The sequence below is a fragment of the Chitinimonas sp. JJ19 genome (assembly GCF_036961565.1).
Classification (GTDB): domain Bacteria; phylum Pseudomonadota; class Gammaproteobacteria; order Burkholderiales; family Chitinimonadaceae; genus Chitinimonas.
In genome coordinates, this window is the sequence record NZ_JBAMDD010000001.1 from 99,935 (window position 1) to 123,316 (window position 23,382).

General features: G+C 61.7%; 20 protein-coding genes. 11 read left to right on the forward strand and 9 right to left on the reverse strand.

Annotation, left to right across the window (positions count from 1 at the left end; genetic code table 11):
* Nucleotides 1-176 precede the first annotated feature (176 nt).
* Together V7714_RS00450 and V7714_RS00455 are read left to right on the forward strand one after the other, a co-directional pair.
* Complete coding sequence (locus V7714_RS00450; protein WP_335387268.1) at nucleotides 177-1,001, forward strand: hypothetical protein; 825 nt, start codon at nucleotides 177-179, stop codon at nucleotides 999-1,001.
* A gap of 432 nt (nucleotides 1,002-1,433) precedes the next feature.
* Nucleotides 1,434-1,910 (forward strand): Lrp/AsnC family transcriptional regulator, encoded by a 477-nt coding sequence (locus tag V7714_RS00455; protein ID WP_335387269.1) that lies wholly within the window; start codon nucleotides 1,434-1,436, stop codon nucleotides 1,908-1,910.
* Nucleotides 1,911-1,916: 6 nt separating this feature from the next.
* Here the strand turns inward: V7714_RS00455 and V7714_RS00460 are convergent, their stop codons facing one another.
* From V7714_RS00460 to V7714_RS00475, 4 genes are all read right to left on the reverse strand, one after another.
* On the reverse strand, nucleotides 1,917-3,254 hold the full coding sequence (locus tag V7714_RS00460) for a PepSY-associated TM helix domain-containing protein (RefSeq protein WP_335387270.1): 1,338 nt from the start codon (nucleotides 3,252-3,254) through the stop codon (nucleotides 1,917-1,919).
* 11 nt (nucleotides 3,255-3,265) lie between these two features.
* Nucleotides 3,266-5,548 (reverse strand): TonB-dependent receptor, encoded by a 2,283-nt coding sequence (locus V7714_RS00465; protein WP_335387271.1) that lies wholly within the window; start codon nucleotides 5,546-5,548, stop codon nucleotides 3,266-3,268.
* Nucleotides 5,549-5,770: 222 nt separating this feature from the next.
* A complete protein-coding gene (locus V7714_RS00470) occupies nucleotides 5,771-6,391 on the reverse strand; it encodes a helix-turn-helix transcriptional regulator (protein WP_335387272.1) in 621 nt (206 codons plus the stop codon).
* Complete coding sequence (locus V7714_RS00475; protein WP_335387273.1) at nucleotides 6,388-7,608, reverse strand: MFS transporter; 1,221 nt, start codon at nucleotides 7,606-7,608, stop codon at nucleotides 6,388-6,390. Before V7714_RS00475 ends, V7714_RS00470 begins: the two co-directional genes overlap by 4 nt.
* A 216-nt stretch (nucleotides 7,609-7,824) precedes the next feature.
* Between V7714_RS00475 and V7714_RS00480 the strand changes: the two genes are divergently transcribed.
* Nucleotides 7,825-9,645, forward strand: a complete 1,821-nt coding sequence (locus V7714_RS00480) for a M61 family metallopeptidase (protein WP_335387274.1) — start codon at nucleotides 7,825-7,827, stop codon at nucleotides 9,643-9,645.
* Between the two features lie 366 nt (nucleotides 9,646-10,011).
* The gene (gene trhA, locus V7714_RS00485; protein ID WP_335387275.1) at nucleotides 10,012-10,653 is read left to right on the forward strand and encodes a PAQR family membrane homeostasis protein TrhA; all 642 of its coding nucleotides are present in this window, start codon (nucleotides 10,012-10,014) and stop codon (nucleotides 10,651-10,653) included.
* A gap of 316 nt (nucleotides 10,654-10,969) precedes the next feature.
* On the opposite strand, the gene V7714_RS00490 is transcribed toward trhA, so the two are convergent.
* Both V7714_RS00490 and V7714_RS00495 read right to left on the reverse strand, forming a co-directional pair.
* On the reverse strand, nucleotides 10,970-11,707 hold the full coding sequence (locus V7714_RS00490; protein ID WP_335387276.1) for a substrate-binding periplasmic protein: 738 nt from the start codon (nucleotides 11,705-11,707) through the stop codon (nucleotides 10,970-10,972).
* 80 nt (nucleotides 11,708-11,787) lie between these two features.
* Nucleotides 11,788-13,050 carry a D-amino acid dehydrogenase gene (locus V7714_RS00495; protein ID WP_335387277.1) on the reverse strand — a complete coding sequence of 421 codons (1,263 nt, stop codon included), beginning with the start codon at nucleotides 13,048-13,050 and terminating at the stop codon, nucleotides 11,788-11,790.
* Between the two features lie 318 nt (nucleotides 13,051-13,368).
* Between V7714_RS00495 and V7714_RS00500 the strand changes: the two genes are divergently transcribed.
* From V7714_RS00500 to V7714_RS00525, 6 genes are all read left to right on the forward strand, one after another.
* A complete protein-coding gene (locus tag V7714_RS00500) occupies nucleotides 13,369-15,228 on the forward strand; it encodes an ATP-binding protein (RefSeq protein WP_335387278.1) in 1,860 nt (619 codons plus the stop codon).
* A gap of 394 nt (nucleotides 15,229-15,622) precedes the next feature.
* The gene (locus tag V7714_RS00505) at nucleotides 15,623-16,738 is read left to right on the forward strand and encodes a helix-turn-helix transcriptional regulator (protein WP_335387279.1); all 1,116 of its coding nucleotides are present in this window, start codon (nucleotides 15,623-15,625) and stop codon (nucleotides 16,736-16,738) included.
* Between the two features lie 203 nt (nucleotides 16,739-16,941).
* Nucleotides 16,942-17,799: a DMT family transporter gene (locus V7714_RS00510; RefSeq protein WP_335387280.1), complete on the forward strand. Its 858-nt coding sequence runs from the start codon at nucleotides 16,942-16,944 to the stop codon at nucleotides 17,797-17,799.
* Between the two features lie 219 nt (nucleotides 17,800-18,018).
* Entirely contained in the window at nucleotides 18,019-18,237 is a 219-nt protein-coding gene (locus tag V7714_RS00515; protein ID WP_284196809.1) for a hypothetical protein, read from the forward strand.
* Between the two features lie 90 nt (nucleotides 18,238-18,327).
* On the forward strand, nucleotides 18,328-19,167 hold the full coding sequence (hpnC, locus tag V7714_RS00520; protein WP_335387281.1) for a squalene synthase HpnC: 840 nt from the start codon (nucleotides 18,328-18,330) through the stop codon (nucleotides 19,165-19,167).
* A complete protein-coding gene (locus V7714_RS00525; protein WP_335387282.1) occupies nucleotides 19,164-19,736 on the forward strand; it encodes a thermonuclease family protein in 573 nt (190 codons plus the stop codon). Before hpnC ends, V7714_RS00525 begins: the two co-directional genes overlap by 4 nt.
* Before the next feature lie 108 nt (nucleotides 19,737-19,844).
* Here the strand turns inward: V7714_RS00525 and V7714_RS00530 are convergent, their stop codons facing one another.
* On the reverse strand, nucleotides 19,845-20,276 hold the full coding sequence (locus V7714_RS00530) for a GNAT family N-acetyltransferase (protein WP_335387283.1): 432 nt from the start codon (nucleotides 20,274-20,276) through the stop codon (nucleotides 19,845-19,847).
* A 29-nt stretch (nucleotides 20,277-20,305) separates the two neighbouring features.
* A complete protein-coding gene (locus V7714_RS00535; protein WP_335387285.1) occupies nucleotides 20,306-21,244 on the reverse strand; it encodes a LysR family transcriptional regulator in 939 nt (312 codons plus the stop codon).
* A 142-nt stretch (nucleotides 21,245-21,386) separates the two neighbouring features.
* On the opposite strand from V7714_RS00535, the gene V7714_RS00540 reads away from it, so the two are divergent.
* Entirely contained in the window at nucleotides 21,387-22,145 is a 759-nt protein-coding gene (locus V7714_RS00540) for an SDR family NAD(P)-dependent oxidoreductase (protein WP_335387286.1), read from the forward strand.
* A 107-nt stretch (nucleotides 22,146-22,252) separates the two neighbouring features.
* Here the strand turns inward: V7714_RS00540 and V7714_RS00545 are convergent, their stop codons facing one another.
* Nucleotides 22,253-23,356, reverse strand: a complete 1,104-nt coding sequence (locus V7714_RS00545) for an alkene reductase (RefSeq protein ID WP_335387287.1) — start codon at nucleotides 23,354-23,356, stop codon at nucleotides 22,253-22,255.
* Between the last annotated feature and the right edge of the window lie 26 nt (nucleotides 23,357-23,382).

Genomic DNA, 23,382 nt, shown 5'->3' on the forward strand with positions numbered 1-23,382 from the left:
CTGTCGAGTGTAGCCGGGGTGGGCTGTGCTGGAAAGCTGACGTTCGCGGCAATGAGGTGTCCTGGCTATAGAGGACGTATCCATTCTGGGCATGAAGGGGAGGGCAGTGCTGCCGTGCGGTAGCTTTTCCAGCTTCACCTATAGTGGGTATTCAAGCCTAGATACAGGAGCAGGCCATGCGACACATCACTCTGAGCAGCGCGGCAAGGTTGGGCTGGCTGGCCCTGGTTTGTGGGACGGTGGCGGCGGCCAATTGGTCCGACCCCTTTATAGGCATGCGCTACGGCACCGATTATGCCGAGCCCGGCAATACCAAGGATATAAGCAAGCGCATCGTGCAGCTGCAGTATGTGGGTGGCTTTGCCTATGGCGATAATTTCGTGAACCTGGACCTGCTGTTCTCCGACGCTGACGATCCCGCCCGCAATGGTGGCGGCGCCCGCGAAGCGTATCTGGTCTATCGCAATACCTTGAGTTTTTCGGCCATACGCGGGAAACCGGTGAAGTTTGGGCCGGTGCGCGATGTAGGCTGGATGACAGGGATAGACCTCAATACCAAGGACACCCGATTTGCGCCACGCAAGAAGCTGTTTGTGACCGGCCCCAAGCTGCGTTTCGATGTGCCAGGCTTTTGGGATGTGTCGCTGCTCTTCATGAAGGAGCGCAATAACAATGGGATTGTGGGGCGCAAGGTGAATTTCGATGCCACCTGGGGGGTCAGCACGGCCTGGAGTTTTCCCATCAGCACCTCGGTACCGCTCAAGTTCAAGGGCTTTGCCAACTATATCGACGAGAAGGGCAAGGATGGCTTTGGCGTGCAGACCGAGCCGGAAACATTGCTGGAGTCTGCGCTGCTGGCGGATGTCAGCAAGTTCTACGACAAGAAGAACCAGCTCTGGGCGGGCGTGGGCTACCAGTACTGGCGCAACAAGTTCGGCAACCGGCCGGGGAATGGTACGGAGGCCAAGGTGCCGCAACTACTGCTGGAGTTTCACCTCTAGGGTGGCGGAGTGGGTGTGCGCCAGGGCAAGCTTGGCGCTGGACGGCAGTGCAGCCTGAACCCGCAGGCTCCTACCTGTTTGAAGCACCCTCGGCAACGCGCTACCGTTCGGCTATTCAACGATACCGGCGTAGAGCCGGCTGTTACAGGGTTCGCCTCGTGCCAGGTGGACGCATTGAAGGTGCCAATCGCACCCCGCTTGCCCCCTGTCCGCACCCTGTGGAGCGCGGCATTGCGTACCGTCCACCGTGTTGTGGTGGCTCGGTTATTCTGCCTGGCTTGTGGCCAACATCTCCGCCCAGGCACGAAAGCGTGAGGGAAAATATACCTAGGCCGGAGGTGAATAGGCTTTCTATCTTTGTGCGATTGCCCGTATTATTCTGATGAATATTCCTGAAATTTTCGTAAATTTAGAACGATAATCTTTATTCAGATGACGACTGCCAAACACCGGTCTCTGGACACCCAGGACCGCAAGATACTGCGTGCGCTACAGCGCAATGCCAGGCTCAGCAATGCCGAGCTGGCGGAACAGGTAGGCCTGTCTACCACGGCGTGCTGGAACCGTACCAGGCAACTGGAAAACGAGGGCTATATCCAGGGCTATGTGGCCTTGATAGACCAGCAGAAGATGGGTTTGGCCGATACGGTACTACTGGAAGTGACGCTGGACAGGCACGAGGATGATGCGCTGGCCCGCTTTGGCGAGGAACTGGCGCTGCTGCCCGAAGTGTTGGAGGCCTATCTGGTCTCGGGTGAATACGACTACCTGGTCAAGGTGGCGGTCGACGGCACGGCAGGCTATGAGCGCTTTCTGCGCGAGAAGCTGTACCGCATCTCAGGCATACGCCATAGCCGCTCGATGTTTGTGCTGCGCTGCATGAAGCAGGTGTCGTCCGTGCAGGTTTAAGGGCAGTTATTGACGGATAGCAGCGCGCTCACGGTAATGCAGCCAGCCCTCCAGCAGCGCAATGACACAGGATGAAGCTGCCAGTACGGGCATGCCCAGCAACAGGATGGGTAGCAAGGGCCAGGCTGTTATCGGCAAGGCACGCCAACTGCCGGGCAGCAGCCTGGGCAGTATGCTGGCGCCGTGACGGCGACGCTGGAAGTACATTACCCAGCCGGAGACCAGGGAAAATACGACGCCCAGGCCAAACAGCAGCAGCAGGCCCTGGTTCCACCAACCGAAATCGCCCCGATGAAATGGTATGCCGATAGCCGTTGCCTTGCTGAAGGCGGTTTGTTGCTCCCAGCCTGCGTAGTACAGGCCCTGGCCGCTATAGCGATCCAACAGGAGTTCAAAGCGCTTGAGCGGCTCAGCCGTGTTGACGCTATGGGCGCGCCAAACACCAAGAGGCTGCTTGGGTGGGGTGAGCTGCATGGCGGTCTGTGGTGCCTGTTGCCGGCTGTGCTCCCATATGGCTTGCCAGCCCAGGGGTGTCGCACCGTCAGGCGCCTGCGATTGCAGCTGCTTGGGGGCTCTGGGCGGCGCTTGGCCCGTCATATCACGCAGGCTGCGTATCTGCTCGCCTGCGTACTTGCTCCAGGTGAGCCCGGTAGTGAGTATCACCAGGCTGATCAGGCTGAGCGCAAGGCCCAGCAAAGCGTGCCATTGGCGCCACCAGCGCCGTCCTTGCAATCCTTTGCGCGGCAGTAATGCTGACATGCTCGCTGGCCATGCCAGGTAGATGCCGGTCAGCAGCATGATCATGAGGCAACTGGCGGCGAGCTCGATCAACCAGCGCCAGCCTTCACCTTGCAGTAGGCTGGCGTGCAGGCTCTGCGCCCATGCGCTGAACTGCTCGTTCTCCCATAGATTGCCCAGTATCTGAGCTGTGTAAGGGTCTACAAACATGATGAGCCGGCCCCGATCCACCGCTGCCGCGGGCACATGCCCATGCCGTGCGTGTTCGCCAGCGGTGTTCGGATCGGCGCTGAACACCAGCTGGACGCTGTCGGTCGGCGAGAAGGGCGGGCGTACGCTATGGAGCACCATGCCGGAAGGGGCATGCCGGGTGGCACGGTCTATCAAGCTGTCCAGGCTTTGCCGGTTGCCGCTGGCCTGTACCTCCCGCAGGGGGCTGTAGAGCTGTGATTCGATCTGCGGCGTGAACACATATAGCAAGCCTGTCAGCGCAGCCAGCATGGCAAATGGCGAGGCGATCAGCGCAGCCCAGAAATGGATGCGCCAGAGCAGGCTGCGGCGGCGGGCTTGCAGCGATGGCAGGGTGGGCAAGGCATGGGTGGGCAAGGGGGACTCGCTCAGTTATCGAAACGCAGCTCGGCAAAGACCGTGCGCTGGGTATAGGGGTGGAAGGCCCAGTAGCGGGTGTTGTTGAGGTTGTCTACACCCACGGCAGCGGTCCATTGCTTGTTGAAACGGTAGCGAGCCCGGATGTCGGCCACCAGAAAGCGGCTGACGCCGGTATAGGTGTCGCCGTTCGGGTCGGCGTTATCCAGCGTACCGTATTGCTTGCCGCTGTAGCGCAGACCCAGGCTGGTGCTGAGCGCGGCGCTGAGATGATAGCTGGCCAGTAGATTGGCCCGCCATTGTGGCACACGCGGTTGCCAGCGGCCCACGCTGGCGGGGAAGCGTGCATTGCGGGTGATGATGGAGTGGGCGTAGGTCAGGCTGCTGCTGATATCCAGGCCGTGCAAGCCCACATCCTGCAATTGCAAGGCCATTTCCAGGCCTGTGGTGCGTATGGCGTCCACATTCTGGATATTGGTGACGTTGGGTGTGACGGTGACATCGGTCTGCGAATACAGCGCGTCGCGGCTGTCTTCAAAGAACAGGGTGCTGCGCAGACTGCCACCGTCCAGCCGTCGTTCTGCCGTCAATTCGCTGGTCCAGGCGCGTTCGGGTTTGAGCTTGGGGTCGTTGTTGACGATGACACCGGCTGAGATTGCGCCCTGGTAGAGCTCGGCCACCGTGGGCATGCGCACCGAACGGCCCAGCGAGGCCTTGAGCTGCCAATCGGCATTGGCCTGGTAGGCAAGCGCGGCCTTGGGCGAGAAATGCTGTTCGCTACGCTCGGCAAAGTGGAGCCGGCTGGTGGCATTGGCAATTTCGCCGCCCCAGGCCTGCCAGCGTTCGAGACGGCCACCCAGGGTGGTGCGCCAGGCTGGGGCAAAGCGCCAGGTATCCTGCAGGTACAGGCTTTGCAGGCGCGTATTGCCGCTGAAGGCGGAAATGGCTGTTTCAGCGCCGCCGTGTTGCCAATGGCGAGTGCCATCGACCCGTGTGCGCAGTTGATAGGTATCGGCTTGGGCGCCTAGATCGATCTGATGCGCGCCCTGCGTGCCACCGGGGCGCCATATGCCTTTGAGCGACAGCGTACGCCAGCCTGTGCCGGCCATGTCGGTGAGCTGGCCATTGCCACCCTTCAGTGCAAGAGGCAAAGGCGTGGTGGAGCTGCGTACCTGATCGCGATGGTAGTCGTAGAGGCTACCGGCGATTTCCCAGTCGAACTGTCCTTGTCCGTGCTGCTTGAGCGACAGGCCGTGCATCAGATGGGTAAGTGCGCCACGGCTGGTGCCAAAGTCAGTGGCCTGCAGGCCGTATTGTCGACCACCGAGGATGATATTGCCGCTATAGACGGACCTGCCCTGCTGGTCGCGCAGATAGCTGTCGGAGTGGCGCTCGGCATCGTTCTGCCACCAGCCCAGCGTGTAGCTGGCCCGCAGGCCGGGCGTGAAATCATAGGCCAGCTTGGCCTTGGCGTGGCGCTGCAAGGTGTGTACCTGATTGCTTGCACCCAGTATCCACCAGTCCTGGTTCTTCGGATTCTTGTCGGCTATGGCGCCGGTCACGGTCACCCCATTGCTGATGGCAGTGCCGCTGCTGGTCAGTTTGTTGACGAAGGCGATGGGTTGGCCATCGCTGTCGAGCTGATTGACGTTGAACCACCAGGACCAATTGCCATTACGGTTACCCAGCGAGGCGCTGGCCTGGTTGCCGCTGTAGTGATCATCGGTGCCGTACTGCTGGTAGCCCTGGCGAAATCCACTCAGTTTGACATGGGCTTCGAACTGCCTGGGCATGTGGGTAAGGTAATCGACCACCGCGCCGACGGCGTTACCGGAGTAGGCGGCGGAGAATGGGCCGTAGAGTACATCTACCCGTGCGATCTCCTCGGGCGTTACCAAGCCCCAGCGTGGGGTAAAGCTAGCGCCATTGCCCAGCAGGTTGGAGAGCAGGATGCCATCGGCGTAGACCAGCGAGCGGGCACTGTTGCCCGTGCCGGAGGCGCGGCTGGCCAGCACGGCATGATCGTAGTCGCCGATAAAGCGCTTGCGCACATTCAGGCTGGGCAGGTATTTGAGCGCATCTTCGCTGTCGGTAGCGTTGATGGTTTGCTCCACCTGCTTGCCGCTGATGCCCTCCACGGTGGTGGGGATATGGCGTGGCAGGGAGCTGACCCGCTGGCCGGATACCGTGATGGTGCCCAACTCCTTGACCGGCGCTTCCTTGTCGCGATGATCTGCAAAGGCCTGGGCGGATACGGCTGCCAGCAAGGCTGCGGCCAGTGGGGTGTACTGCATGCTGCGCTCCCTGTTCGAATCGGCCGGATTCTAGGGAACTTGAGGTGGTGTGACCTGCGACATGTTGTCGCGGCTGATTAACCTTGGCGCGCGGTCAGGCGCTGTAGGGTGAAGGCGCCGTATGCGCCTATGACGCACAGCACCTGCCCATCTACTTCGATCAAGGCCTCAAGGTAAGGCCCATCGGATGAAATAAAACGCGCAATTTGCATGGGCGGATACTCACACCGGCTTGATCAGGTAGACGCAGCGGCGGGCGCCCGCCAAAGCATGTTCGGCGCGCTCCACCGTGCAATCCGGCCCCAGCACTCGCTGGAACACTTCCAGCTCGGAGCGGCAGAAGCCCTGGCATACACGTGCAGCGGCACAGATGGGGCAATGGTTTTCTATCAACAGCAGGGCGCCGTCGGCCGCAGGCTGGACCTCGGCCATATAGCCCTCCTCGTCGCGGGCCTGGGCTAGGTGGGTTACCTTGTCTTCCAGCGCTGGGCTAGTGGCCAGCCGTGCACGGTACAGCGCCTCGCTACTGGTTTCGCGGGCGCTGATTAGCTTCTCCAGCCCGGCCTCGCCGAACAGGCTGCGCACCTGCTCCAGCAGTTGTAACGTCAGGTCGGCGTGGCGGTCTGGGAAGCGGGCATGGCCGGCCTCGGTCAAGCACCAGTAGCGCGCCGGGCGGCCTACCTTGTCGGCGCGGTCTTCGGTGCTGAGCAGGCCTTTCTCCTGCCAGCCTTCCAGATGGCGGCGCGCGCCCATGGAGGTAAGGTCCAGCAAGGCCGCCAGTTGCTGGGCGGTTTGTGGACCCCGGGTCTTGAGCAGGAAGAGGATTTGATCGGCGGTATTCATGGCTGCACGGTCTGGGCTGCGGCTTCTGGTGAGGATGCTAACCGCCAGCGGGTGATGCGCCAAGCCGCCCAGGTGGTGGAGGCTGCACCCAGCAAGAGGATCAGCCGGGTGTCGATCAAGGTCAGCACAGCGCCGGCCATGGCCATGAGTATATTGGCCAGGCAGAAGGTGGTGGCAAGCAGGCCCATGACGGCTCCTTGACCATGGTGGCCAAATCGGTCGGCGCACCAGGCGGGCAGGATGGCGTTGTAATAGGCGTTGGGGATGGCAAACAACACAATGGCAGCCAGGCCGAAGCGGACATCGGCCAGGGCGACAAAGGCGACTGTGGCGGCTGTGCCATAGGCGTAGAGGCTGGCACGTTGCAGCGGCGGCGCGCTGCTGGGGCGGCCAGCCAGCAGCGAGGTGGCTGTCATCAGCCCGCAGAGCGCTGCCGTGGCCCAGGCAATGCCACGGGCGTCGTAATGGGCGAACTCCACCAGCCAGAGCGGATAGAACTCGTAGAACGCGGTGACACCGCAGGTGTAAGCCAGCTGTATGGCAAACAGGGTGCGTAGCTCGGCGTGCCGCAACAGATTGAGTGCATGTTGATGGCGAGCCACCTGCCACCACGAGGTGGTGGCCTTGCTGGCGGATTCACGCGGCAGGGCCAGCGTTACCAGCAGGGTGGTGAGCAGCAGTGCGATGGCGGCCACCCAGAACGGCGCTGTCAGGCCCCAGCCCAGGGTTGCGGCAGCCAGCAGTGGCCCGGCCAGCCAGCCCAGGTAGAAGGCACCGTTCAGCCAGGAGAAGGCACGCACTCGCAGGTCGCCTTCCAGCTTGTCGGCCAGCAGGGCGCGGGCGACGGAGCCATTGCCTTCCAGCAGGCCGGTGGCAAAGCGTGCCAGCATGAACAGCGGGTAGGACTGCAGCACTAGTGCCACTGCTGTCAGGGCGTGGCCCAAGGCGGCGCCCAGGGCGGTGGTGATCAATACGGGGCGACGCCCATAGCGGTCGGAAAGGGGGCCCAGCAAGGTAGAGCCGATCAGCAGCCCCAGGGGGTTGATGGCCAAGGCCAGGCTGAACAGCAGCTTGGGCGGCAGCCCCATGAAGTGATTGAACTCATTGACACTGCCAGCCGCGAACAAGGGCGGCAGGATGGGGTAGGGCAGGGCTGCGCCTATGGTGGAAAGCAGGGCCAGCAGGCAAGCTGCTGTGATCAGCAGGGTGTGCTTCATGGCGGAGGCCGGTATAGGGAGATATGGGAGGCAGGGCTTCAGTGTGCAACGTACACACCATTAAGTAAATAAAAAAATTTACAAATTAATAGGGGTAGCTGAACTTGCAGCGCGTGCCAGCGTTGTATCGTCACACCGCTGTCATCTGCCGATTTTGCTTTGCTGAACAAGGGCGTAAACTTCCGGCCTTTCCCCCGCAGTCAAAAACAGGCCGCCATGAAGCCCGCTATTCACTACCGCATCGTACCCGTCTCGCCCGAAGCCCATTTGTTTGAAGTCACCCTCACCATAGACAAGCCAGAGTCTGCTGGTCAGCGGCTGGGATTACCGGTCTGGATACCGGGCTCCTATCTGGTGCGTGAATTTGCCAAGAATATCGTCAGTATCGAGGCGTTTGATGAACACGGTGCCTTGCCCATGGCCAAGCTGGACAAGCGCAGCTGGCAGGTAGCCCCCACCCGTGCACCGTTGACGGTACGCTACACCGTGTATGGCTTTGACCTGTCGGTGCGTACCGCCTACCTGGACCAGACCCGTGCCTTTTTCAATGGCACCAGCCTGTGCCTGGGTGTGGAGGGCCAGCTTGATGCGCCCGTGGTCGTGGAACTGGTGGCGCCTGCAGGCAAGGACTACCGTGAATGGCGGGTGGCCACTTCGCTCAAGCCCCTCAAGGCCAAGCCCTTCGCCTTTGGCACCTATACGGCGGCCAATTACGATGAGCTGATCGATCACCCGGTCGAGCTGGGCGACTTCACCCTGATCCAGTTCAAGGCCTGTGGCGTGCCGCATGACTTCGTGCTGTCGGGCCGTTTGCCCAAGATCGATTCCAAGCGGCTGGCCCGTGACGTCAAGGCCATCTGCGAGTACCAGATCAAGCTGTTTGGCGAGCCGGCGCCATTTGATCGCTATGTGTTCATGAGCTTTGTTTCGGGCGACGGCTATGGTGGCCTTGAGCACCGTGCTTCCACGGCGCTGATGTGCAGCCGCGACAGCCTGCCGCAGCCTGGCGAGACCGGTATGAAGAGCAGCTACCGGCAGTACCTGGGCTTGATCAGCCATGAGTATTTCCATACCTGGAACGTCAAGCGCATCAAGCCGGCGGCCTATGCACCTTACCCGGCCGATGGCGAAGCCTATTCCCGCCTGCTGTGGGCGTTCGAGGGACTGACCAGCTATTACGACGACCTGACATTGGTACGTACTGGCCTGATCGAGGTGGACAGCTATCTCGAGCTGCTGTCCCACACTATTACTGGCGTGTTGCGCTCGCCTGGCCGGCAGGTGCAGACGCTGGAGGATTCCAGCTTCGATACCTGGATCAAATACTATCGCCCCGATGAGAATGCCCCCAACAGCATGGTGAGCTACTACACCAAGGGCGCGTTGGCAGGCATGTGCCTGGACCTGCATATCCGCAAGGAAACAGCCGGCAAGCAATCGCTGGACGACGTGATGCTGGCCCTGTGGCAGCGCTATGGCCGCGATTTCTACCAGGGCAAGCCGGTGGGTGTGCCCGAAGAGGGCTGGGAGGCTGTGGCGGAGGAAGTGACGGGTCTCAAGCTCAAGCCGCTGTTCGACCTGTTGCTGCGCAGCACCGAGGAATTGCCGCTGGAGGCAGCGCTGGCCCAGGTGGGGGTGCTATGGCAGGCGCGTGCCCAGGTGGGCGCTGGCGACAAGGGGGGCTGGCTGGACAAGGCCAAGCCAGCCGGTGTGTGGCTGGGGGCGCGTACCGGCACCGATGCCGGCCTGGTGAAGCTGACCCATCTGTTTACCGACGGCCCGGCCATGAATGCCGGTTTGTCGGCCAATGATGTGCTGGTGGCAATAGACGGGCTCAAGGCCAACCAGACCAATCTGGATGCCGTACTGGCCACGGCCAAGCCGGGCGACAAGCTGGAGGTACTGGCTTTCCGCCGCGACGAGCTGCTCAAGTTCAAGCTCAAGCTCGATAGCGCACCCGCCACGACCGTGGGCCTGATGGCGAGCGAAGAGGACAAGGCCAAGCTGGCTGAACGGCGCGCTTGGCTGGGAGCCTGAGGCCAAGCTGTTCGCACCCTGTGGGCGGGTAGCACCGCCACTAGGGTGTTGCTGGTTGTGCCATGGGCGAAGGTGCATCGCACCTTCGCCTTGCTACTGGTCGGGACGCCGCGCTATCGGGTATCACACGGTTGTGGTGCTTCGTCGGCGCAGGCTGCATGTCTTCAACTTGGCACTGCAGGATGTCTGCAGTGCATGGCCGCAAGAAAATGGTCACATAGGCCCGCTAGGATCTGGGGCGAGACTGCGCGATGAGAATCATACGAGCGGTTTCACTTCCCTCCCCATCGCTACCGCCCTGCCGCTGACCCCTGCTACACCTTGGCGGGTGTTGTTTTGCGAAAGGCAAACGGGCACGCCTAGAACATGTCGCAACGTGCGCAGACCCAGCTCGAAGAGATCGCCAACAGCCTGAGCCATGGTATCGGCCTGATCGCCGCGGTGGCCGCTGCGCCCATGTTGATCGTCGCCAGCGTGCGACAAGGCAATGGCGCTCTGGTGGTAGGCACCGTTATTTTCTCGGTCACCATGGTACTGGTCTATCTCAGCTCCATGCCCTACCACGCGGTGTCAGCGTGTCGTTGGCGCGAGCGTCTGCTTCAGCTTGATCACGGCGCCATTCCCTTGTTTATAGCTGGCAGCTATACCCCGTTTGCCCTGGGGGCTGGAGTAGGGCGGTGGGGCTGGCTGCTGTTTGGCAGTGTCTGGTTGCTGGCCTTGGGCGGCTTGGTGCTGCGGGCCATGGGCTGGCTGAAGCGGCCGCTGTATTCCACCGGCCTGTACTTGCTGATGGGCTGGCTGGTGCTGATTGCCGCCTGGTCGCTGGCGGCGCATCTGACGCCCGCTAGCCTTGCCTGGCTGATCTCGGGCGGGGTGGCCTATACGGTGGGTGTGCTGTTTTTCGCCTTGGATGCCCATGTGCGTTTCGGGCATTTTATCTGGCACCTGTTTGTCATGACCGGTAGCACATGCCATGTGCTGGCAGTCATGGCCGTTGCTACCCGTTAGCGCTTAGAGCCTGTTCAAAGTCTTTTCACCGCGTCGTTCGCAACCTTGCCGGATGAAGGGCAAGGCGCAAGCCGCGCAGCGGTACGGGTTCCGGTACCGGTACCGTAAGCGGCTTGCAACGCCGCCATTCGCCGGCAAGGCTGCGAACCCGTACGGGAGCCCGAAGGGCTGAACTGGAAAACGGCCATTCACTGCGTTGTGGTGCTTGGCAATAACTGGTTATTGCCTGCGCACCACGCCTTGTGCCTGGCCATTTTCCAGATCAGCCCAGCGGGCCGGCGCGCGGCGAAAAGACTTTGAACAGGCTCTTAGGCCGCTAGCGATACACATCCTGCTGTGCCCGCCAGACCGGGTCACGCTCCATGGCGCTAAGTACGGCAGTGAGATCGGGCAGCACCTCGGCGTATTCCTTGGGTATCAGGATATAGCGCTCGAAGCGGTCGTGCGGTTTGCTGGCCACAAAGAAACGCCCTGTCCATTCTGTCTGGTGGCGCAGGTAATACTCCAGTGTGGGCCGGCTGACGATGGCGGCATCGATGCGGCCCAGGGCCAGTTTGCCCAGATTGGCCCCTTCACTGAAGGCATCCTCGCGGATGATGCGGCCTGAGCGCACCAGCTCATCGACCCCGTAGTAGTAATACCCGGTAGGTAGCCCGATGCGCTTGCCTACGAGGCTGTCCGGCCCATCATAGTGGATGGCCTTGTCTGAGCGGGAGACGACGACGTCCTCGTCCTGCATGAAAGCGGGAGACCAGAGGTAGCGGGTGCGGGTTTCGTCCTTGAACCAGATGGGATGCACGCCCAGTACCAGGCCCTTGAGTCGGCCCAGCTCAAGGTCGCTCTCCAGTCGCCGCCGTGGCAGGTAGACCGTCTTGAACTGATGGGCGCTGATGCGCTCGTTCAGATAGCGGGCCAGATCGTAGTACAGGCCGACGCCGCGATCAGCATCAACGATGTAAGGTGGCTTGAGGTGGTAGGCATTGAGCAATACCTCCATGGCCTGCACCGGCCAGGCAAGCAACGCAACGACCAGTCCAAGCAAGGCAGACTTCATCGACAGCTCCTCAGACACGCATTTTTCATCAGTCTAGGTCGTCGGCGCGGGCTTGGGTCTGGCTGCCGCCGAGCGGCGTCTCAGACTTGTGGGCCAACAAAGCCGAAGTCTAGTTCTGGCCGTTTGCCGGACATGATTTCGGCTATGGCTCGGCCCGAGCCGGGGCCTTCTGTCCAGCCCAGGGTGCCGTGGCCGGTGTTGAGGTAAAGATTGCGCACCGATGAGCGGCCGATGATGGGGACGTTGGAGGGGGTGGAAGGGCGCAAGCCTGTCCAGTACTGTACCGAGTTGGGGTCGGCAGAGTTGGGGAACAGCGAGAAGTAGCGTTTGGTCAGTGCCTCGCAGCGCACCTCGTTGAGTTCTGTGTTGTAGCCATTGAGCTCGGCGGTACCGGCGATGCGTATGCGGTCGCCCAGGCGGGTGTAGACCATCTTCATGGCGTCATCGGTGATGCTGACGGTGGGGGCGCCCTCGTAGTCTTCCAGCGACACGGTGGCCGAATAGCCCTTGGTGGGATACACCGGCAGGTACACGCCCAAGGGGGCGGTCAGCAGGGGGCTGTAGCTGCCCAGGCAGACCAGGTAGTAATCGGCACGCAGTGTCTCCTGCTGGCCATCGCTATCGCAAACACGTACCCCGCTGACTTCGCCGCCGCTGCTTTCCAGTGCCCGTATGCAGGTGTTGAAGCGGAACTCGACTCCCTTGTCGGCGGCCAGTTGCGACAGGCGCTGGGTAAACAGACGGGCGTCGCCTGATTCGTCTTCCTCGGCATAGATGGCACCCACCAGCCGGCTGCCCAGCCCGGCCAGGGCCGGTTCCAGTTCGACGGCGCGCTCGGCCGTGATGGCATCGCGGTGGCAGTTGTATTGGCGCATCAGTGCCGACGACTCGGCAGCCGCATCGTAGGTTTGCTGGTCAAAGAATATCTGCAGGATGCCGCGGCTCAGTTGGTCGTATTCGATACCGGTGCTGGCGCGTAGATCGCGCAGTGTCTCGCGGCTATAGAGGCCCAGGTTGACCATCTGGATGATGTTGCGCTCATTGCGGCTGGGCAGGCATTCGCGCAGGAACTGCAGGCCCCAGGCCCATTGACGGGGGTCCAGCCGGGGGCGGAAAAGCAGCGGCGAATCATCACGCCATAGCCATTTGAGCACCTTCAGGGGGGCGTCGGGGTTGGCCCATGGTTCGGATTGCGATACCGATATCTGGCCACCGTTGGCAAAGCTGGTCTCCAGGGCAGCTTCGGGCTGCCTGTCGATGACCGTGACGTCAAAGCCGGCCTCGCGCAAGAACCAGGCGGAACTGACACCGGTGATGCCGGCCCCCAGAATGATGACTTTCAACCGTTTCTCCTTGGCGCCAATATCAGGCAGGGCAAGCGATGGCGTTTGCATCGCCACTGTAGCGGGCCTAATAATAACTAAGTAGCGGCGGCGCTTGCAGACTATGTCGGCAAGTTTGCCATGTCTTCCGGGCGGAGGGCGTGGCAATGGTGGCTTGTTCGGCTAGATCGGCCCAGTCAGGTCGGCTCGGCCAGATTGGCCTTGTTGCCGATCGCCAGGCACAGCTAACATGAATGCCATACTCGCTTCAATATGCGGCAGCCCCTCTATAGGCCGCAAGTGCAGCATGAATCAACAAGAATATCGGGGACCTCATACATGACACTAACGCTACGCCGAGCCGTCGTTCTTGCGATCCTGGCTGGCTTGCTGGTGCCTGGCATCTTTATCAGCTATCTGACCCTGCAAAGACAGGAGGATTCCCTGATCAAGCGACTGAGCGAGGATCACAACCGCATCACCGAGATTCTGGTGCTGGGCATGCAGGAGCCGCTATGGAACCTGTCCCCCGATACCGGCAAGCCGCTACTCGAATCGGTGATGAGTGACGAGCGCATAGTCCGGGTCATCGTGCAGGACGCCACCCTGGGGACCTTTCTTGAAAAAAACAGCCCAGAGCGCCGCCAGGGCAAGCTCAAGACGCTGTCGCAGAATGTCACCAAGCAAGGCAACGATATCGGCAAGGTGACGGTGGAGATGGATGACGGTACGGCGCTGGCCTCCATCCACCAGTACCAGCGCTATTACTTCGTTACTGCTGCCATCCAGCTGATTGCCAGCCTGGCGTTCATCCTGGTCATACTGCAGAAGCGGGTGCTCAACCCGTTGCAGCGCTTGATGTCCGAATCCATACGCCTGGCACGGCGAGATCTTTCGACCCCGTTTGAATGGAAGCGGCAGGACGAGATAGGCAAGCTGGGGCAGAGCCTGGAGATTACCCGGCAATCGCTGCATAGCCTGTTTGGCGAGCTGGAAAGCAAGAACAAGGAGCTGGAAGCCGACATCCTGCAGCGCAAGCAGATCGAGCACGCCCTGCGCGCCAGCGAAGATCGCTATCGGCGCTTGGTGGAATCGACCAATGTGGTGCCGTGGGAGGCCAATCCGGCCGAGTGGCGCTTTACCTATATTGGCCCGCAGGCTGAGACCCTGCTGGGGTATCCGCTGCACATCTGGTACAGCGAGGGCTTTCTCACCAGCTATCTGCACCAGGATGACAGGCACCTGGCCTACAAGCTGTTTACCGAGACCCAGGACAAGGACAACACCATTGAATTCGAGTGCCGCATGCTGGGCTCGGACGGCAAGTCGGTGTGGGTAATGCTGGTGGCGACGGCGATCCCCGATGAAGCCGGCGAGCGCCACCTGCAGGGCTACCTGATCGATATCTCGGCGCGTAAGTCGACCGAGATCGAGCTCAACCACTACCGCAACCACCTGGAGGAGCTGGTGGAGCAGCGCACCAAGGCGCTGGCGGCTGCCAACAAGGAGCTGGAGGCGTTCTCGTATTCGGTCTCGCATGACCTGCGGGCGCCGTTGCGTAGCGTGGATGGCTTCTCGCAGGTGCTGTTGGAGGACTATGCCGACAAGCTAGATGACGCCGGCAGGCAGTACCTGGGCCGGATACGGCGGGCCACCCAGAATATGTCCAACCTGATTGATGACCTGCTCAACCTCTCCAAGCTGACACGCAGCGAGGTGAACACCCAGCCGGTGAACCTGTCGGAGATCGCGACCGAGATTACCCAGGACCTGAAACTGGCCGACCCCAGCCGCGAGGTGTCGATCAATATCATGCCCAACCTGATTACCGATGCCGACCCCAAGCTGGTGCGGGTAGCTCTACAGAACCTGCTGGCCAATGCCTGGAAGTTCACTGCCAAGACGCTCAACGGCGAGATCAAGTTCGGCGCTACCCATATCGATGGCCAGAATGCCTTTTATGTCTCTGACAACGGCGCCGGCTTTGACATGGCCTATGCAGACAAGCTATTCGGCGCCTTCCAGCGCTTGCACAGCCCGCAAGAGTTCGAGGGGAATGGCGTGGGCCTAGCCATCGTGCAGCGCATCGTCAATCGCCACAATGGCCGTGTTTGGGCCAAGGGCGCGCTCAATCAGGGGGCCACCTTCTATTTCACACTGCCCCGCCAGGCAGACCGTGCTGCCGGTGTGGCAACCTAGCAAAGCCGGTAGGTGCGTGATGCGAGCAAACAGGCCAGCATATTGCTGGCCTGTGTTGTTTAACGCCTGGGACTACCTAATGATTGCGGGCAACCCGTAGATTGCCCGCTGTTTTATGTGTTTTGACGGTATTTGCCGGATTTTCTTTGACTTTACCCGATCAACCACCAAAACTTGCTACATGACTCGCGTTTGCACACGAGCCGGGAGTGGTTTTCCCCCCCCTCCCGAGATTTCCTCCTCCTCGGGCGGATAAGTCCAATATAAGGTCCGCCATGCAACGCCGTCATCATCCATATGGTGGATAGAGCGCATAAATGCTTGTATATGAGCGTTGGCTTGTAGAGAATGCGGTTCACAATTAAAACGCCCTGTCCGCCCAGGGAGCGGAAACATGGCTGAACTCAAAATCCGACAATACGATCTTCTGGTTACCTCCATACATGCAGTCGTTCTTGAGCCCACCAAATGGGACCATCTGCTACGCCGTATAGGCGAGGCCATCGACGCAAGCTCGGGTGGCTTCTATCTGCGCGACAAGCACGCCAGCAAGCCCAGGCAGTGGCATAGTTTTGGCCACAGCGAGCAGTCGCTGGCCAGCTATGCCGACCGCTATGTGGCGATGGACCCGTGGACGATGATCGTCAACCGTACGCCCGTGGGTGAGTGGGTGGCGGAGCATCAGCATTTCGATGATGCGTTCGTGGCGAAGAATGAGTTCTTCCAGCGCTATATGCTGCCCAATGGCTTGCGCCGGCTGATTGGTACCCGCGCCTTTGACGATGGCCGCATCGAGGCGCTGATCGGTTTTCAGCGCGGCCCAGATGCCGAGCCATTCAGCGATAGCGATACCGAACTACTGACCCGGCTCTCGCCACACCTGGAGCTGGCTTGCCGGCTGTCTACCGAGTTCTCGCGCCTGCGCATGCAGGCCGCCGTGGCACGGCAGGCGCTGGACAGGCTGGCGGCGCCCATATGGGTGCTGGATGGGGATGGCAGGGTACTATTTGCCAACCATGCGGCCGACGAAGGTGGCTTGCCAGGGATGGCAGTGCGCCAAGGCCGCCTGTTGGCGGATGCGCCGGCCGTACATGCCCGCCTTACGTCCTTGCTGACCCAGGCTACCTCGCGCACGGCGCAGAGCGGTGCACTGGCGCTGGAGCGGCAGGACGGTGGCCGTTTGACTGTGCTGGTGGCCCCGCTGCCGGCGGGCTCGCCACTGGTGGCGGATTCACAGCGCCCGCTGGTGCTGCTGATGGCCCACGACCCTAGCGCCAGCGATGCCCAGCCGCTGGATGTGCTGGCGGCGCTCTACGGCCTGTCGCCCGCCGAATGCCGGCTGGCGGCCTTGCTGCTGGAGGGGTGGACGCCTGCTGAATCGGCAGAGCGCCTACAGGTACAGGTTTCCACGGTCCGTACCCAGCTGAAATCCATGTTCTGGAAGACTGGCACCCATCGCCAGGGCGAGCTGATGAAGCTGCTGTCGGGCGCGCTGTTGCTGAAGGTTTGAGCGCTGCCATGACCTAGGCTGGTGACGCAGGCCCTGCGAGCCAGGCACGCGCCAACCCTGGCGGCAATCCTCTCACTCGGCCCTTTTCGTCGTCCCCCGGCACCTGAATATGGTGGGTTGCAGCCAGTGCTCGCGCCCTGTGGCGGGCCATATATTTGCCGGCGGGCGGCTGTAACCGGGTAGGCACCGGTAGAATCCGCGCCATGCCTCGATTGCCACACGCCTTACTCCACTCCGGCCCGTTCTGGATGCTGGTCGCCTCCGTCCTGTTCGCCTGCATGGGTGTGTTCGTCAAGCTGGGGGCGGCGCACTTCAGTACGGCAGAGCTGGTGTTCTACCGCTGTTTCGTGGGATTCCTGGTGGTGGGCGGCGTGGTACTGCTGCGTGGCGGCTCGCTGGCCACACCCGTGCTGGGCAAGCAGTTCACCCGTGCGATTGCTGGCACTATTTCCCTGATGCTGTATTTCTACGCCATTGCCCACCTGCCGTTGGCTACGGCGGTCACCCTCAACTACACCTCGCCGCTGTTCCTGGGCTTGTTGACCACCCTGTGGCTGCACGAGCGGCCGTCCTGGCAGTTGTTCGGCGGCCTGTTGCTGGGGTTTGCCGGTACCGTCATCCTGCTGCAGCCCACGTTCGAGCGAGACCAGTGGCTGGCCGGGGTATTGGGTCTATGCTCGGGTTTGGGGGCGGGCATTGCCTATCTGAATGTACGTATGCTGGGCGAAGCGGGTGAGCCTGAATGGCGTACGGTGTTCTATTTCTCGCTGATCGCCACCGTCGCTGCAGGTGGCTGGATGCTGTTTGATCGCTTCAGCCCGCTGACCTGGGGCAATATCTGGATCGTGCTGGGCATGGGCGCGTGCGCCACGCTGGCGCAATTGGCCATGACCCGGGCCTACAGCCGTGGCCGTACCCTGGTGGTGGCCAGCCTGGCTTATGCCACGGTGCTGTGCTCCAGCTTGTTCGGCATGCTGATCTGGGGGGATGCCCATGATCTTTCCAGCTGGCTGGCCATGGTGTTGATCGTCGCCAGTGGTGTGGTGGTGACGCGGAAGTAGTCCTTGGCGCCTTTTTGGGGAATCAAGTCATCCAGGACTCGCGTACATCGCAGTCCCTAACCGCATATCCGCGACATTTGCTGCTCACCCTGTCCAGGCACTACAGTGAGGCTAGAGCTGTATCGCCCATCCCCAGGCCATCAAGCCGGAATGAGGACCGCCGCCCTGCTTCTGGCAGGGCGAGCCCGCAGCCGACATGACATAGACAGGAGCCATACCATGGCAGGATTGAGCGAAGTACGCGGGATGAGCGCCAACCTATCCCAAACGCTGCAGGAGAGTACGCGGCTGGTCATGAACGATGTACAGCAGCAGGTAGACAGGCTGGATCGCAAGAAGATGGCCGTCGCGCAGCAGGGTGTCGAGCGCCTGCAGGAAAAAAATCAGATCGCCGCGCAGATTTCCCAGCATCGCGGCAAGATCGATACCTACGCTTAACGTGTCGATGAGGCCTGGCAGGCAAAAAATTTGGCTCGCCATGCGTGGCGAGCGCAAGCTTTGCGGGCGAGCGCCGTATAATCCGGCGCCATGCCAGATACCTATGCCATAGATCATTACGAGAATTTCCCGGTCGCCTCCCTGCTGCTGCCCAAGGCCATGCGCAGGCCGGTGGCCATTGTCTATCGCTACGCCCGCACGGCAGATGATTTTGCTGATGAAGGCGATCTCAGCCCGGCAGAACGCCTGACCCTGCTGAATGGCTATCTGGCCGAGCTGGATGGCCTGCAAGCCGGCATAGAGCCTCGCCATGCATTGTTCCGCGACCTGCGCGACCAGGTCATCACCCCGCACCAGGTGCCGCTGCAACTGTTCCGTGATCTGGTGGATGCGTTTGCTCAGGATGTGGTCAAGAACCGCTTCGCCGACTTTGGCGAGGTCATGCAGTACTGCCGGCGCTCGGCTAACCCGGTGGGCCGCATCGTGCTGCATCTGGCTGGTCGCGCCAGCGTCAAGAACCTGGCTTGGTCCGACGGTATCTGTGCCGCCCTGCAACTGACCAATTTCTGGCAGGACGTAGCCATAGACTGGCAAAAAGACCGGGTCTACCTGCCGCAGGATGAGCTGTCCCGGTTTGGCGTCAGTGAAGCCCAGATTGCCGAGGGCCGGGTGGATGACAACTGGCGTGCGCTGATGGCCTTTCAGGTCGACCGTACCCGTCGCATGCTGCGCAGCGGCTCGCCGCTAGGTATGGCCCTGCCTGGCCGCCTGGGCCTGGAGATACGGCTGACGGTGCTGGGCGGCGATGCCATACTCAGGAAGATAGAACAAGCTGGCTATGATGTTTTCCGCCATCGCCCCAAGCTGACAGCGCGCGACTGGCCCATGTTGCTGCTGCGCGCAGTCTTCCCCAAGGCCATACGCTCATGAGGTTGGCCCCCCTGTTTTTAAGGCTGCTCACCACCCGCAGCTGGCTTGGCCGACTCACCGCATTGGCAGCGCTGAGCATCGCCTGCTGGATGGCCTGGCAAGATCAGCAAGCGCCTAGCCCTGGCGATGCTCAAGCCCTGCGCGGCAGGGTGACCAAGGTCGCCGATGGCGATACGCTGGAAGTCATGCTGGCGAATGGCAGCACGCTGAATGTCAGGCTGGCCTATGTCGATGCGCCCGAATCCGCCCAGCCCGATGGTACGGTGGCTGGCCTGATGCTGGCCAAGCAGGTATTGGGCCGCCAGGTGTTGCTCAATCTACAGGGGCAGGACAAATATGGCCGCAGCGTTGCCGAGGTCCGCCTGGGCGAGGTGGATATCGGCTTGGCCCAGGTGCAGGCAGGCCACGCATGGCATTACGAGCAGTACGCCCGTGGCAAGCAGGCTGCGCTGGCTTATGAGCGATACCAGGCTGCCCAGTTGATGGCGCGGCAGCAGGGTAGCGGTCTGTGGGGCCGCGCCGGTGCGCAGGCTCCCTGGGACTATCGGCAGCAACAACGTGCACGCTAAGAGCCAGCGGGTCCACGCGGCACGGATGGCCAGTGCCAGGATTGCCCTGGCGCTTGCACCCCGCAAATCACCCATTCATGACTTGAGTCCATCACGGGCGCTCCCTTGCTAGGGGGCAAGCAGCACCTTGCTCATCAGATACTTGACGATGCCATCGGGAAACCCCGCCAGCTCGGCCTGCACCTGATAGCCGTGCTTCTGGTAGAAGCCGGGTGCCTGGAAGCTGAAGGTTTCCAGATAGCACAGCCGGCAACCGCGCTGGCGGGCATGGGCCTCGAATAAGGCCAGCAAGGCGCTGGCGATGCCCTGTTGGCGCTGCGCCGGATCAACCCAAAGCTGTTGCAGCTCGCAGCAGTGCCCCCAGGTCCGACCCACGGCGCCACCCACGGTAGCCTGATCGGCCGATTGCGCAAAGCAGGCCAGCGGGCGTACATCCTGCAACGGGGCGGCAGCGCTGTTGGCCAGGTCCAGCCCTTGGTCAACCTGGGCTGTGGGGGCTGCAGGCAGGGTGTCGAATACGTGAAGGGTGTGGGTATGCATGGTTGCTGCCTGGAGTGAGCGCTGCTGATCTATCGGCGCAGGGTATCTGCGGGCGTGGATGGTTTATCGAGGTAAGGCTGCAGGATGGCGGCCAACCAAGTCATGAAGGCCTGTACCCGCTTGGGTAGCTGGCGGCGGTGAGCATAGAGCAGGGAGACAGGCATGGGGGAGGCCCGATATTGCGGCATGACCTCGACCAGGCTGCCAGCCGCAAGATGATCGCGGATGCCGATCTCGGGTATCTGAACCAGGCCCAGGCCTGCCAGGCAGGCCGCCAGATAGGCATCGGCATTGTTCACTGAGATCTTGCCTGGCATGGGCAGGAAGCGGTTTTCTCCGCTGGCGGGATCGATGTACTCGAAGCCCGTTGCCTTGGCACCCAGGGTGGGCAGGTAGTGGATCAACTGGTGCTGGGCCAGCTCATGCAACTGCTGCGGCTGGCCGTGGCGGGCCAGATAGCTGCTGCTGACGCAATTGAGCAGGCGTAGATGTCCCAATGGGCGGGCGATGAGGCTGGAGTCGACCAGCGTACCTATCCGCAGGACGCAGTCGAATCCCTCACGCACCAGATCGACCCGACGATCGGTGCTGCTGAGCTCGATATCCAGCTGTGGGTGGGCTTGCAGGAATTCGGGCAGGCGCGGCACCACGATGTGCCGGGCGATGCCGCTGGACATGTCGACCCGGAGCCTGCCCGAAAGACCGCCCTGACCAAGCTGGAACATGCTTTGCAGCTCATCCATATCGGCCAGCAGATCGCGGCAGCGCTCGTAATAGGCTTGGCCGTCCGGGGTCATCTGCACCTTGCGGGTGGTGCGGTGCAGCAGGCGGGTGCCCAGCTGGTTTTCAAGCTGTTGCACGGCGGACGAGATGCTGGCCTTGGGCAGGCCCATGCTGTCGGCCGCCTGGGTGAAACTGGCGAGTTCGGCCACCCGCAGGTAGACCTGCATGGCGTGGAGCTGATCCATGGCTTGCCTTGATTGTTCGCTTTCTACGATCAGTCTAATCGCTTCTGGCTGGTTTATGGGGTTGAGTGGTGGCAATAGACTGCAATCACCCTACAGGCATGGCTGCATGCCTGCCAGTCAACCCTTTGAAGGAGCAGAGCAAATGAGCAGGAAGATCGCAGTGGTAACCGGTGGTAGCCGTGGCCTGGGCCGGAATGCAGCACTCAAGTTGGCGGCGACGGGTGTGGGCGTGATCCTGACCTATCGCCGCCAGGCCGACGAGGCACAGGCGGTGGTGGCCGAGATTGCCCGCCTGGGAGGGCAGGCTGTGGCCCTGCCGCTGGATGTGGCGGACAGTGGCAGTTTCACTGGGTTTGCACAGCGCCTGGCCGCTGCCTTGGGCGAGCATTGGGGCCGGGCGGATTTTGATTACCTGCTCAACAATGCGGGTATTGGTATCCATGCGGGTATTGCCGAAACGACAGAGGCGCAGTTTGACCAGTTGATGAACATACAGCTCAAGGGCGTGTTCTTTCTGACGCAGGCGCTGCTGCCCCTGATGGCCGATGGCGGCCGTATCCTGAATGTATCGACCGGGCTGACGCGCTTTGCCTTGCCAGGCTATGCCGCCTACGCCGCGATGAAGGGGGCCGTGGAAGTGTTGACACGCTACCTAGCCAAGGAATTGGGTGCACGCCGTATCAGCGTGAATGTGGTGGCGCCGGGCGCCATAGAGACGGATTTTGGTGGCGGCCTGGTGCGTGACAACCGCGAGGTGAACGGGTTTATCGCCGGCCAGACAGCGTTGGGGCGGGTTGGCATGCCCGATGACATAGGCCATGTGATGGCAGCCCTGCTGTCTGATGACTGCGGCTGGATCAATGGGCAGCGCATAGAGGCGTCCGGCGGGATGTTTCTGTAGGTGGGTGTGGCGGGTGGCGGTTTTGGCCAATCGCCAGCAAGAGAAAGCCCCTCGCCGATAGGAAAGGGGCAGTTCGGCAGAGCGCTGCGGGTTAAACTGGCTTGATGCTAGCCCGCCAGAGCAGGGTAGTCGGTATAGCCTTGCTCGGCGCCACCATACAAGGTGGCGGGGTCCAGCTGATTCAGCTCGGCACCCAGGGCAAAGCGGCGGACCAGATCCGGGTTGGCGATATAGGGGCGGCCAAAGGCAATGGCATCGGCGGTGCCTGCTTGTATCAGGGCCTCGGCACGTTCGGCGGTATAGCTGCCGCAGAACACCAGCGTGCCTTTGAAGGCTGCCCGTAGCTGCTGGCGGAAGGTGTCGGTCAGTGCCTCGCCGCCGGCCCAGTCGGGTTCGGCTATATGCAGATAGGCCAATTGCCGCTGCTGCAGTTGCTGGGCCAGGTAGATGGCCATAGCTTCGCCTTCGATGGGCGACATATCGCCAAACACGCCATTGGGCGACAGGCGTATGCCCACCTTGTCGGCGCCGATGGCGGCAACGATGGCATCCACGACCTCCAGCACAAAGCGGGCACGATTTTCGATACTGCCGCCGTATTGATCGGTGCGCTGATTGGCGCGGGCATCCAAAAACTGGTTCAGCAGGTAGCCGTTGGCGCTGTGGATTTCGACAAAGTCAAAGCCGGCGCGGACTGCGCGGCGGGCGCCCGCCACATAGGCGGCAACAATGCCGGGCAGCTCAGCCAACTCCAGCGCCCTCGGCAGGTCGGTGGGTTCGTTGCTGGGCGTGCCATCAGGCAGCACCACAAAGCTCTTGGCGCCTTGGGCCTGGATGGCGGAAGGGGCGACCGGGGCCTGGCCATCGGCCTGCAGCAGGTGGTGGGAGATACGGCCTACATGCCAGAGCTGCAGGGAGATATGGCCGCCGGCAGCATGCACCCGGTTGACCACCTGTGCCCAGCCGGCTTCCTGCTCGTCGGTATAGATGCCGGGCGTCCAGGCATAGCCCTGGCCCTGCTGCGAGATTTGCGTGGCCTCGGTCACGATCAGGCCGGCATTGGCGCGCTGGCTATAGTAGATGGCATTCAGTTCAGCCGGCAGATCGCCTGGCTGGGCGGCACGCGAGCGTGTCAGCGGGGCCATCCAGACACGGTTGGGGAGGGTGGTCTTGCCAACGATATGCGGGGTAAGCAGTTTGTCGATTCCCATGATGCGTTTCCTTTTGAGTAGACCGG